We start from the raw sequence: 11888 nt of genomic DNA on the forward strand, positions 1-11888 counted from the left end.
CGGCGCCATGGCACCGGCCTCGACCGCGCTCACCAGAAGTCGACCCGCTGTCCGCGCCCGGCCGCCAGGGCGAGGTCGGCGATGTACCGGCCCAGCGCGGCGTCGGTGACCGCCATGCCGCTGTTGTAGGCAAAGACCACATCGCCGGGATCGCGCCGGGCCGGTGTCCGGCCGAGCAGGATGTCGGGTAGTTCGCCGTCGATCGGGGGCAGGCTGCCGTCCGGGCCTCGCAGTTTGCCGCAGGTGACCTGCATCTGCGTGATGTCGGTGGCGATTCGGTAGTCGGCGCCGTGGAACACGTCGTGCACGCCGTAGCCGAGCAGGACGGAGATCGATCCTGGTTTCACCCAGTCCCGCTGGACCACCTTCGTCACGGACAGACCGGAGGCGCCGATCAGGATGTCCGCTTCGCCCGCGGCTTTCTGGAGGTCGTCCACGATCTCGACCTCGCGGCCCTCGACACTGTCCTGAACGGCCCGCAGACCGTCGGGATAGGTGCCGCACACCTGCAACCGCTCCAGCTCCGGAAGCGCCGCGACCAGCATCGGCAGGGCCATCTGCCCCTGGACGCCGGTGCCGATGACCAGTGCGCTGCGAGCGTCCGGGCAGGCCGCACGGGCGAACAACGCGCTGCTGGCCGACGACCGCAACGGCCCCAGTTTCACCACGTCCATCAGTGCGATGGGAGCCCCGGTGGTGTCGTCGGCGATGAAGATGAACGAGTGGAACCGGTAGTCATCGCGTCGGCGGCTCGGGTCGAACTCGTAGACGGCCTTGAAACACACGGTGTTGGTGCCGCCGTCCCGGGCCACCATCGAGTAGCTGAGCGAGTGATCGTCCGGGTCCTCGATGACCGTCTTCACCGGGTTGTTCGACCCGTTCTCCCGCAGAGCGCGGTAGGCGCCCTCGACGACATCGAGCACCTGCCGGTAGTCGAAGTTCAGCCCTTCCTGCTCCGACTGCGGCAACAACCACAGCTGTCCGGGGGCGGCGTAGCTCTGTGACATGCGAGGTTCTCCTTCGTTTCGAGGCGGCTCAGATTCCGTCCAGTCGCCAGCGCGGTGATCCGTCACCGAGCCGGAGGACCGCTTTCAATGGCAGCGCGGTGTCGTGGAACCGGGATTCGAGGAAGTCCGAGTGGTAGCCGGCGGTGTTGAGGTAGACCAGGTGGTCACCGGGGCGTACCGGCCGGGGGAACCCGATCTTCCGCCAGGTCACCATGTCGTTCTCCAGACAGGTCGAGCCGGCGACGCAGGCCGGGAACTCCTCGTCGGCAACGGACTGAGCGGAGAGCAGAACGGGGTCCGGGAGGTAGTCGGTGTTGAACCACTGTTCGCAGAGGCTCAGGCTGTTGCCCGCGACGGTGGCGATCGCGTACCCGTCGGTGTCCCGCCGGTCTTCGACCTGTTGCACGCGGAACACGGTGAAGCCGGCCTGGTCCAACAGCGAGCGGCCCGGCTCGACGACGAAGCGGATGCCGGTGCGTACTGCCTTCGCCGACAGGCTCTCGTTGCCGTCGACGGGATGGGTCATGATCGTGCGCGCGGCCTGGGTGGTGGGCAGTCCTCCGTACGGATAGAAGTACAGGCCCCTGGAGGTCTTGGTCCCGTGGTAGTGGGCCGGCTCGTTCTGCTGAAGGAACTCGTCCCAGAGCCGCGGATCGACGTAGCGCATGGGTAGACCGCCGCCGATGTTGACCAGATCGGCCGACTGCATACCGCGCCGTCTGGCGTCGAGGCAGTACTCGATCATCTCGTTCGCCGCCATCGCCCGTTCCTCGGGCGAGTAACCGTTCAGGTGGAACGAGAATCCGCGGAGGCTCACGTGTTCGATGAGCTCCAAACACTGATCGACTGCCGCGTCACGCTCGGCTGCGGCCATGCCGAAGCGACTTCCCGGCTGGCTCCCGGTCCGAGCACGCAGTAGCACCCTGACCTGTCGATGCGCGAGCCGCGCGGTGGCGGCCAGCCGGCGCAGTTCGCTGATCGAGTCGACGGCGACCAGGCAGTCGTGCTGGACGGCGAGAGTGTGCAGAGTGTCGTCCTTCTCCGGGCCGGAGATGCCGATCCGTTGTCCGGGCACGCCGCCGGCCAGGGCTTTGACCAGTTCGGCGGTACTGGCGGCATCGACCCCGACCCCGGCCGCGGCGGCCGACCGGACGAAGCAGTCGGCCTTGTTCGCCTTCTTGGCGAACAGGATGTCGACATCGGCGCCCGTCTCAGCGAACGCCTGCCGAAGGGCTGCGATGTTCTCCTCGAAGACCTCCGGCAGCACGACGTGCAGCGGTGATCCCAGGCCGTCCAGGAGCTCGGCAAGCAGGGCTCGGTAGCCGTCCAGAAGCGTGGAGACCGTGGGATGCCGAAGGGCGGTGAGTGTGAAGGGTTGCACTCCGGTCAGCAGCGTTTCAGTTACTGATTGCGACGTGGTCACGCCAACGTGTCTACTAGAGGTGATAACCATTTGCAATAGCTGATCGATGTTGATCACTGATCTGCCGCAACCCCCATGGAGGGAAACCTTGATCATCATGGATGGGATCACCCCGTCGTGGCTCTTCGCTGTGCCCGCGCGGGCTGCTAGCCTGCCACTGATGAAAACGAGAACGGGTATCAAAGTTGTGGTTACCGCGGCGATGCTGGTCCTCGCGGGGTGCTCGAACGGCGAGCCTCCCGGCGCGTCCGCTCCGGCGGCGTCAACGGGGCCTGGTGGGACGACCTACCCGCTCACCATGAAGAACTGCGGCACCGACGTGACCATCAAGGCGGCACCGCAGCGGGCCGTCACGCTGAACCAGACGGCAGCCGAGATCCTCATCAAAATCGGGGTGGGCGACCGGGTCGTCGGATCGGGTTACGAGATCTACAAGCCACCCGCCGAGATGGCCGAGCAGTATAGGAAGATCCCGCAACTGTCCCCGCACGGACAGCCGGTCAAGCACGAGAAGCTGCTGGAGGCACAGCCGGAGTTCGTCTACACCAACTTCGGAAGCTTCCTCACCCCGGCGCAGGCCGGCGACCGGAAGCAGCTGCACGACCTGGGCGTGCCGACCTACATCACCGAACTCGACTGCACCCTGCACGCCACCGTGGCGGGCGCGAACTTCGACATGCTGTTTGATGAGTACCGCGACCTGGCCAAGATCTTCAACGTTCCGAATGCGGGCGAGAAGCTGGCGACCGAACAGAAGGCCCTGGTGGAGAAGGCGCTGGGTGCCGTCGAAAATCGGGACACCCCGTTGAAGGTGTTGTGGTTCTACTCCACCTACGACGGCACTCCCTGGGCAGCGGGTCCCGGCGGTCTGCCGCAGCACATCTCCGAGCTCGTCGGGGTCAAAAACATCTTCGACGACGCGAAGACCAAATGGGCCGAGGTGAGCTGGGACGAGGTCGCCGCCCGCAATCCCGACGTCATCATCCTGGCCGATCTGACCAGGGGTGAGCCCAACGACACTGCGGCAGAAAAGATCGACCTCCTCAAGAAGGACCCGCTCACCAGCAAGCTCGGCGCGGTCACAGGCGACCGGTTCATCACCATCCCCGGCGCTCAGATGGATCCCTCCTACGGCAGCGCGTACATCGTTCCCGCCCTGGTCGAAGGCCTGAACAAGTTCCGATGAGCAGCCGACAGACATGAAAACGAATCTGCGCATGCCCGCCGGGCGCGCCGCGAACTCGAGCGCGGGCCACGAGACGGCTCCGCCGCGTCTGCGGCGCGCCCCGGCAGCTGTCACCTTCCTCATGGCCGCAGCCGGGCTGCTGGTGTCGATCGTCGCAGCGTCCCTGTTCGGGAGCGCGAACATCGATCACCTCGATGTCGTCTCCACGATCCTGCGGCATGTCGGCCTGGGCGAGCTCGCCCCGACCCCGCCGCTGCCAAGACTGCTGGACGCCCTGATCTGGGAGTCACGCTTCCCGCGCGTGCTGCTGTCCGCCGCCGTCGGCGCGGCACTGGCGGTGTCGGGTGCGGTGCTGCAAGCCATCACCAGGAACCCCCTGGCCGACCCCTACCTGCTGGGGGTCTCCTCCGGGGCCTCGACCGGCGCGGTAGCCGTTCTCCTGCTGGGTATCGGCGGAGGCATATCGCTGTCGACCGGAGCTTTCGTCGGTGGTCTGGTCGCTTTCGGCCTGCTGCTGCTACTGCTCGGCGGGGGGCGCGTCGCCAGCCCCACCCGGGTGGTGCTCACCGGCGTGCTCGTGTCCCAGTTCTTCGCCGCGGTCACCTCGCTCATCCTCATGATCAGCGGAGATGCGAACTCCACCCGGGGCTTCACCTACTGGCTGCTCGGCACATTCTCGGGCGCCAGATGGCAGGGGGTGACCTACACCATCGTCATCATTCTCATCGGTGTGCTCGCCATCCAGTTCTTCGCACCGGCCCTGGACGCCTTCACGTTCGGCTGGGACTCCGCCGCCGCCCTGGGAGTCAATGTCACAGCGGTCCGCATCTGGCTGATGGTACTGACCTCTCTCATCACGGCGGCCGCCGTGGCAGCCTCCGGCGCAATCGGATTTGTCGGGCTACTGGTCCCGCACGCCGTTCGCATCCTGGCCAGCCCGATGCACCGCTCGCTGCTTCCCCTGTCCGCGCTCGGCGGCGCCATCCTGCTCATCTGGGTCGACACGTTCGCCCGGACCGCGTTCACGCCCCACGAACTACCCGCCGGCGTCATCACCGCGCTTCTCGGTGCGCCGGCCTTCGCGCTGGTCCTCAAGCGTCTGGAGTCCTGATGGGCCGCATCAACGCCACCGAGCTCTCCTGGTCGGTCAAGGGCCACCGGCTGCTGGACACCATCGAGATGGCGGCCCACGACGGGAAAATCGTCGGTCTGCTCGGCCCCAACGGCTCGGGCAAGTCGACCCTGCTGCGCCTGCTCGCCGGATTGCGCCGCCCCGACACCGGCACCGTCCGATACGACGACACCAGCCTGCGCGACCTGAGCCGCCGTGTACTCGCCCGGCGGCTCGCCGTCGTCGAGCAGGACGTGACCGCCCACAACCATGTCAGCGTCCGGCAGGTCGTCGAGCTCGGCCGCACACCGTTCCGTGGTCGCTTTGACGCGCTGACCGAGCACGATCAGCGGATCATCGATGCGGCACTGGAACGGGTCGGGATCACCGACAGGCAGCGCCAGAGCTGGCACACCCTGTCGGGAGGGGAGAAACAACGCACTCAACTCGCCCGTGCCCTCGCTCAGGAGCCTCGGGAGATCCTGCTCGACGAACCCACCAATCATCTCGACATCCGCTACCAGCTCGAACTGCTCGACCTGCTGGGATCACTGAAGGTCACCTGCGTCGTCGCCCTGCACGACCTCAACCTCGCTGCGCGCTATTGCCACCACGTCGTCGTCCTGGACCACGGGCAGGTGGTCGCCGCCGGCACACCCGAGGCGGTGCTTACCACCGAACTGATCAAGTCGGTCTACGGCGTGGAGGTACTCGTCGACCGTGAGCCCACCGCGGGCACTCTCCGCATCACCTACCTGGCTGCTACCGCCCCGCGAACGGCTGACGCGACAGCCATCGCGGGTTGACGTCATCCGTGACTGGAGAACGATACACATGCTTGACAACGCCGTGGCGGTCCCTCCCGCGCCGACCCCTCTGCTGCGAAGCCCGTCCTTCGTCCGACTCTGGACCGGCACGATGGCCTCCGGCGTGGCGACGTGGGCACTTCCGTTCATCCTCGGTCTGGCAGTCCTCGACCGGTCGCTGAGCGGGGTCGGGCTCGGAGTCCTCCTGGCCACGCGCACAGTGGGTTTTCTCGCCGCCGTTCCGGTCGCCGGTGTGCTGGCCGACCGGTACTCCCGAAGGCAGACGGTGCTCTGGTCCGGGCTGATGGCCGCCCTCGCCGCACCCGTCATGGCGATGAGTCTGGATCGGTCACTGTTGGTGGCCGCAGCTGCGGCGTTCCTGACGGGCGCTGGGCAGGGCGCGTGCCGCCCGGCTTTCCAGGCACTGACCGCCGAGGTGGTCGCCGAGCCACAGAGGCAGAAGGCCAACGCCGCGATCACCCTCGCGGTCCGGGTCACCACCCTGGTGGCGCCGACGCTCACCGCGCTGCTCGCCGTGGTTGTCTCCACTCCGGTGCTGCTGTGGGGCGTCGGCGCCCTGTGGTTGGCGGCCGCGCTGATCCCACCCGCCGGAAACGGCTCGCCCGAACCCTCCACCACCAGGCCGAGCATCCTGGCCGACTTTGCCGATGGAGTCCGTGAGGCCCGTAGGCATCGCTGGTTCGTCGCTGGCCTCGCCGCGTTGACTGCGGTGATCGCCACCGGGTACTCGGCCACCTTTGTGGTCCTGCCTCTAGTCAGCCGAGACCGCTATGGCAGCGAGGCCGTGCTGGCCGCCGCGATGACCACCTACACAATCGGTGCCCTCGTCGGTGCCATGATCATCGCCAGATGGCGACCCCGGGCCCAGGGTTGGTCCGCGCTGGCCGGGCTTGCGCTCTACGGACTCGTGCCGCTGAGCCTGCTGCTGCCGGTGCACCCCGCAGTGATCTTCGCCGCGTATGTGCTCGCCGGCATTGGCATCGAGCTGTTCAACGTTCCCTGGTTCACCGCCACCCAGCGCGAGGTCGAGCCCACCAAACTTGCCCGGGTGTCCTCACTTGACTTCCTGCTCTCCTACGGACTCGCGCCGGTCGGTCTTGCGCTCATCGCACCCGCGATCGATCAGTTCGGCGCAACCGCGGTTCTGGCCGTCTGCGCGGTGGTGTGCTTCGCCGCCCCAGCGGCTGCGGCGATGGTCCCCTCGTCCCGAGGCTTCACAGTGCGTCAAGAAGAACCGAACGCATGATGCTTGTTACGCATGCACAGCGGCTCGGCGGGATGTTCAGCGCGATCACCGGCCGAGGTCTGAGCTAACGAGTCATGGCCCGGGCTGCGCCTCGCGCGTTGACGGAGCCCGGGCCGAACTCGGTCCGCAGAGATGGTTGTCGGAAGCGTTACCGCGTAACGCTCCCGACAACAGGCGAATCAACGTGTGCGTCTACGCCAACGGGTGCGGCTCGCTTGTAAGGGGGCTCTACGAAGTTAGCGGGGGTCGAGGTGTCCGCGGGCTTTGCGGGTGGTGGCGGTTCGGGTTCGTAGCCGCTGGTTGACCGGGTTCCGAAAGCCGTAGGCGTCGCGGGGCGACTGTTTTGATCACGCGGTTGACGCCTTCGGACCGGCGTTGGTGATCCCGGTGCGCAGGACTGCCTGGGGTTCGTATGTTGGCGGGCTCGGTGCACCGATCAACATCGAGCGGAAACGGGAGTGGCAGGAGACCGTCGCTGATCAGGGCTCGCGGGCGCCGTACACGCGCAGGATGCTGTGGCGCAGCGCTGCCGCCGTCTGCGCGGTGGTCATGCGGCCGGCGGCGACCTCGCCGCCGGCTGCATGTCCGAGCGCGATGGTCGCGGAGACCAACCAGGCCGGGCTGAGGGTGTCGTCGAACTCGCCGGTGGCCTGGCCACGCCTGATCAGCCGCTCCAGGCGCTCGATGACTGCGGCATGCTGGAGGTCGGAGTCTGCCTGCTCAATCGTGGTCACCGAGGGGTGCCGGAGCAGCGGGTACCGGTCGAACAGCCGCCAGGTGACGTCCAGCCAGCGCAGCAGCGCCTCGGTGACGGTGCCGCTGTCAACGTCAGCGGCGTCGAGGGCGGCGACGGCTTCGGTGGTGATGCGGTCGATGACCGCGGCCACCAGCAGCGGCCGGGACGGGTAGTGGGCGTACACGGTTTGGCGGGTGACGCCAGCTGCGGCGGCGACCTGTTCCACCTTCGCGTCCGGATGCCGACCGAGGACCTGGACGGCGGCGTCGAGTACAGCGGCGGCGCTGCGTGCGGCGTCCGAACGCCGCCGTCGGCGCCGACCACCTGTTATCTCTGACATGTTGTCTAACCTACCGCGCTAGATTATCGTAGACACCCTGTCAAAGATAAGTCGTTTCAGGGAGATCAAATGACGCCCCGTACCGATCTGACCAGCTATCTAATGCGCTATCCGCAGGAGGCAGGGCTGGGCGACTAGGATCCGGCGACCGTGCTTGACCGTTACCACACGCCGGACTATGAGCTGGTCAACGACGGTGTGCTGCTGGACCGGAAGCGGCTGCTGGATCACATCCGTCCGGCCCGCAAACGGGCAGATGGTCTCCGTGTCGAGGTGGAGCAGGCGCTGGTGGACGGCGACCAGGTCGCCGCCCGGTACCGGCTCATCGCGGAGCTGCGTAAGGGCGGCACCATCACCACGGAGATCTACATGTTCGGGGAGTTGGCTGCCGACGGTCGGCTGCGCCGCGCCATCCAAGCCACCCGGACGATCCCAGCCGAATAGTTCCACAGGTACGTCAAGCGGCGCCTCGACGGTGATGACCTCAGTGAGGTTCGCGCCCGCCCGATTGGGGCTCTGGCTTGAACGTAGCGGGCGTTGAGGTGTCGGCGTGCTTTGCGACTGGTGGCGCGGCGGGTGCGTAAGCGCTGGTTGTTGGGGTTGCGGAAGCCGTAGGCGTCGCGGGCGACGGTTTGATCACTCGGTTGGTGCCTTCGGAGCCGGCGTTGGTGATGCCGACGTGCAGGAACGCGAGAATCTGCGGGCCACCACACTTCGACAGTGGTGGCGAGGCGCTCGAACTCGGGCACGTCGGCTTCGGCGCAACGGCGGTAGAACCGATACAACAGTCGGCAGATCTGTTCGCGGTCGGGGTGGGTGCGAGCGGTGGCGAGCAGGTCGAGGAGGTCTTCCTTGGCGTTCCACGCGGCCAGGATCGGGGCGCTGATCGGCGTCGGTAAGGCGGACAGGTCATCGACCAGGGCGTCGACGTGCTCGCCACGCACCCGTACGGCGGAGCGGGTGAGCCGGTTGCGCACTTCCCATTCCCGGTTGCCTTTGCGGCCGCGTCGGCCACGTTGCTGCACGGTGACGCGACGGCGGACCTCGGTGACGGTCTGGTTGGCCAGTTGAACGAGGTGGAAGTGGTCGACGACCAGGATGGCGTCCGGCAACGCCCGCCTCACCGCGGACTTGAAAATCGTGGACATGTCGATCGCGACGTAGCGGATCTGCGCTCGCCAAGCCGGATCACGGTCGGCCAGCCAGTCGATGACCACCTGGGCGGTGCGGCCTTCGACCTGCCCGAGTAGACCCTGGCCGCCCGTGAGGTCCACGAACCCGACGTGCCACCGGTCGACCGCAGTGCGCCACCTGTTGGTGGTCTCGTCCCACTCGAACTGGGGACGGCCTCGGCGGATCTCGTCGATACCCAACGCACACACCGGCCCAGGCTCGGACGGCAGCACCGCCTTGGCGTGAGTGGTGAACGCTGACGCGGCCACCGGCCACCGGCCACGACACATCGTGATCGCGCGCTGATTGCATGATCGTTCCTGGCGCAATCACGGGATCAAGACATGCCTGGACCCGTGTCGCGCGGCTGGCGCACCTCAAGATCAATTCGGTGGCCTCCGGCTTCACCGCCGAACATGAATCAGCACCGAGGCATCCGGCGCGTCCACGACGGTGCACGCTCAATCGTCGTACTCGCCACGCTGCCGGCGACGGACCGACGGCTTTCGACCCCGAAGGGCCGGTGCCGGGGCAGGGCCGCGACCGGTCGCGTGGGAGGGAGGCCGGCATGCTTGACCCGTCGACCCCCCGGCAGCAGGACCGGTGGGCATCCCGCGACGTCTCGACCGGCCTACCGCGGTACGGCACGGAACCACGCCTCCCGGTCGCCCGGGTCAGGTCCGCGCCGAGGCAAGGTCGGCGGGTCCTCACCGGTGACCGGCGCGTAGTGGTCGAAGATGGTGGTCAGGACCGCCTCGCCGCCGGTGAGGTCGGGAAGACCGGCGACGACCTGCGGCACCCGGGATGACGGCAGGGTGCCGCTCACCTCGAGGTACCCGCCGGCGACAGCGGTGTCGTCAACCACCGCTCCCAGCCGGCCGAGCAACGCCAGCACCGTCTCCACCGTGTGCTGGGGAAGGTTCACGTCGAACCGCTCGATCGGTTGGCACACCCGGGTACCGGCCCGTTTCAGCGCTGCGGTGACCACGACCGGGGCGAGATTGCGAAAGTCCGCCGCGACGGTCGAAACCGACTTGTCGAACTTCTGGTGCGGCTTGCTCTGCCGAGGCCAGTACCGCGAAGCCATCATGGTGACCACACAGTCGGTGACCGGCCAGCCGTGGCGGCCCTGTCGGAGTGCGGCCCGCACGCCCTCTTCCGCGGCGGCCACGAACGCCGGCGGCAGCCGGCCGGGTTCGATACCGGGACGAAACTCGATGCCGTGCCCGATCGGGGCGGCCTCGATCCGCAACCCGAGCCCGGCCAGATACGGGTTGCCGCGCTCGTGCACCCGCTCCTCGGCTGCTCCGGTGCCGGCGACCCGTTCGATGCAGGCCGTCAGCGTGCCGGAGAAACGCACCCGGACGCCGTACCGGTGCTCCAGAAGGGCGGCGAGCACCTCCTGCTGGACCTCCCCGTGCAGGCGGATCACCGCCTCCGCCTGCTGCTCGTCGAGCCGCAGGTCCACCAGCGGGTCCTCGTCGGCCAGCTCGGCCAGGCCGGCGAACATCGCCAACCGCTGCGCCGGCTCGACCGGCTCGACAACCGCCTGCCGGGTCGGCGGCGGGAATCGGTAGCCGTGCCGCCGCGGCGGGTCCCCGATGTGCTGGCCGATCCGGGCCGACACGCCGCGCACCGCGGCGATCTGGCCGGCGGAGACCGAGGGGCGCACCAGAATGCCTTCGGGCTCGATGACGGCGATCTGGGTCACCGTCTGGGTGCGGGCTCCGCCGAGCTGCACCCGATCCCGTACGCGTAGACGCCCAGACCACAATCGCAGCCAGGCCCGCCGGCCGTGGCCGTCCCGGTCGACGGCGAAGACCGTGCCCGCCAGCGGACCGTCCTGTTCCTCGCCGCGCGGCAACAGGTCGGCGAGGAAGTGGCACAGCTGCCGCACGCCTGCTCCGGTGATCGCCGAGCCGCACGCCACCGGGGTGAGGTCGGTGCGGCGCACTGCGTTCCGTAGCGCACGCCGGACGTCGCGGACGCGTACCGGCTGGTCCGTCAGCCACCGCGCCGCCACCGCGTCGTCGACCTCCGCGACTGCCTCCAGCACCGGTTCGGCGTCGAGGCCGACGGCCCGCACCCGGGCGTCGCGCCCGCCCTGGCCGGTGACCGTGGTGAGCAGGACCGGACGCGCGCCGAGACGCTGGCGTACCTGGGCCATTACCCGGTCGATGTCGGCGCCGCGGCGGTCCACCTTGTTCAGGAAGAACACCGTCGGTACGCCGATGCGGCGCAGCGCCCGCCAGAGGGCGACGGTCTGCGGCTGGACCCCCTCGACGCTCGACACCACCAGCACGGCGGCATCGAGCACGGCCAGCGACCGCTCGACCTCCGCGATGAAATCGGGATGGCCGGGCGTGTCCAGCAGGTTGATGCTCAGATCACCGATGGCGATCGACGCGACGGCCGCCCGGATGGTGATGCCGCGCCGGCGCTCCAACTCCATCGAGTCGGTCCGCGTCGTGCCGGCGTCGACGCTCCCGAGCTGGGACACGGCGCCTGCCTCGTAGAGCAGGCGTTCGGTCAGGCTGGTCTTTCCAGCGTCAACATGGGCGACGATTCCTAGGTTCAACAAGGCCAAGGCAGGACTCCACGGTAGGACGGGCAAGGGTCCGGAGCGTGGAAGCTGCTCGCATTGTCACTCCTCGTCACGGTTTGATGGTTGGGCACCCTGCCCATTCGGTTGCAGGGCGAACAGGTCCAGCTTGCACGGCCGCTGGGACCGCCGCCACCGAATTCGGTCCCGTACGGAGGAACTGTTCGACACCGTCCGGGCCCCCCGGAGGTCACTCGGCATCTGACCCGGCGCCGACCATCTCGGGCCCTGCCGGGA

General features: G+C 68.0%; 10 protein-coding genes. 5 read left to right on the forward strand and 5 right to left on the reverse strand.

Annotated elements, in window-relative coordinates; genetic code table 11:
- Nucleotides 1–29: 29 nt before the first annotated feature.
- Both E1166_RS07910 and E1166_RS07915 read right to left on the reverse strand, forming a co-directional pair.
- On the reverse strand, nt 30–1007 hold the full coding sequence (locus E1166_RS07910; RefSeq protein WP_132337096.1) for an ornithine cyclodeaminase: 978 nt from the start codon (nt 1005–1007) through the stop codon (nt 30–32).
- 28 nt (nt 1008–1035) lie between these two features.
- On the reverse strand, nt 1036–2613 hold the full coding sequence (locus E1166_RS07915) for an alanine racemase (protein WP_207914080.1): 1578 nt from the start codon (nt 2611–2613) through the stop codon (nt 1036–1038).
- A 19-nt stretch (nt 2614–2632) separates the two neighbouring features.
- On the opposite strand from E1166_RS07915, the gene E1166_RS07920 reads away from it, so the two are divergent.
- From E1166_RS07920 to E1166_RS07935, 4 genes are read left to right on the forward strand one after another with little or no spacing between them, the layout of a single operon-like run.
- Nucleotides 2633–3616 (forward strand): ABC transporter substrate-binding protein, encoded by a 984-nt coding sequence (locus E1166_RS07920; RefSeq protein ID WP_132337142.1) that lies wholly within the window; start codon nt 2633–2635, stop codon nt 3614–3616.
- A gap of 31 nt (nt 3617–3647) precedes the next feature.
- On the forward strand, nt 3648–4727 hold the full coding sequence (locus tag E1166_RS07925) for an iron chelate uptake ABC transporter family permease subunit (RefSeq protein ID WP_243710239.1): 1080 nt from the start codon (nt 3648–3650) through the stop codon (nt 4725–4727).
- The gene (locus E1166_RS07930) at nt 4727–5533 is read left to right on the forward strand and encodes an ABC transporter ATP-binding protein (RefSeq protein WP_132337098.1); all 807 of its coding nucleotides are present in this window, start codon (nt 4727–4729) and stop codon (nt 5531–5533) included. The genes E1166_RS07925 and E1166_RS07930 overlap by 1 nt, the downstream gene beginning before the upstream one ends.
- A 28-nt stretch (nt 5534–5561) precedes the next feature.
- Nucleotides 5562–6800: an MFS transporter gene (locus E1166_RS07935; protein WP_132337100.1), complete on the forward strand. Its 1239-nt coding sequence runs from the start codon at nt 5562–5564 to the stop codon at nt 6798–6800.
- A gap of 479 nt (nt 6801–7279) precedes the next feature.
- On the opposite strand, the gene E1166_RS07940 is transcribed toward E1166_RS07935, so the two are convergent.
- Nucleotides 7280–7876, reverse strand: a complete 597-nt coding sequence (locus E1166_RS07940; protein WP_132337102.1) for a TetR/AcrR family transcriptional regulator — start codon at nt 7874–7876, stop codon at nt 7280–7282.
- A 150-nt stretch (nt 7877–8026) separates the two neighbouring features.
- Here E1166_RS07940 and E1166_RS07945 point away from each other — a divergent pair, with 150 nt between their 5' ends.
- The gene (locus E1166_RS07945) at nt 8027–8320 is read left to right on the forward strand and encodes a nuclear transport factor 2 family protein (RefSeq protein ID WP_132337104.1); all 294 of its coding nucleotides are present in this window, start codon (nt 8027–8029) and stop codon (nt 8318–8320) included.
- On the opposite strand, the gene E1166_RS31465 is transcribed toward E1166_RS07945, so the two are convergent.
- Nucleotides 8242–9249, reverse strand: a complete 1008-nt coding sequence (locus E1166_RS31465; protein ID WP_207914084.1) for a transposase — start codon at nt 9247–9249, stop codon at nt 8242–8244. The two genes, E1166_RS07945 and E1166_RS31465, sit on opposite strands and share 79 nt — an antisense overlap.
- Nucleotides 9250–9680: 431 nt before the next feature.
- Entirely contained in the window at nt 9681–11663 is a 1983-nt protein-coding gene (locus tag E1166_RS07955) for a translation factor GTPase family protein (protein ID WP_347813014.1), read from the reverse strand.
- Nucleotides 11664–11888 lie beyond the last annotated feature (225 nt).

This window comes from Micromonospora sp. KC213, from assembly GCF_004348325.1.
In the GTDB taxonomy this organism is placed as follows: Bacteria; Actinomycetota; Actinomycetes; order Mycobacteriales; family Micromonosporaceae; genus Micromonospora.

Coding starts and splice junctions, on each gene's coding strand:
- E1166_RS07910 (WP_132337096.1), bottom strand. CDS start 1,007: ATGTCACAGAGCTACGCCGCCCCCGGACAGCTGTGGTTGTTGCCGCAG.
- E1166_RS07920 (WP_132337142.1), top strand. CDS start 2,633: ATGCTGGTCCTCGCGGGGTGCTCGAACGGCGAGCCTCCCGGCGCGTCC.
- E1166_RS07925 (WP_243710239.1), top strand. CDS start 3,648: ATGCCCGCCGGGCGCGCCGCGAACTCGAGCGCGGGCCACGAGACGGCT.
- E1166_RS07930 (WP_132337098.1), top strand. CDS start 4,727: ATGGGCCGCATCAACGCCACCGAGCTCTCCTGGTCGGTCAAGGGCCAC.
- E1166_RS07935 (WP_132337100.1), top strand. CDS start 5,562: ATGCTTGACAACGCCGTGGCGGTCCCTCCCGCGCCGACCCCTCTGCTG.
- E1166_RS07940 (WP_132337102.1), bottom strand. CDS start 7,876: ATGTCAGAGATAACAGGTGGTCGGCGCCGACGGCGGCGTTCGGACGCC.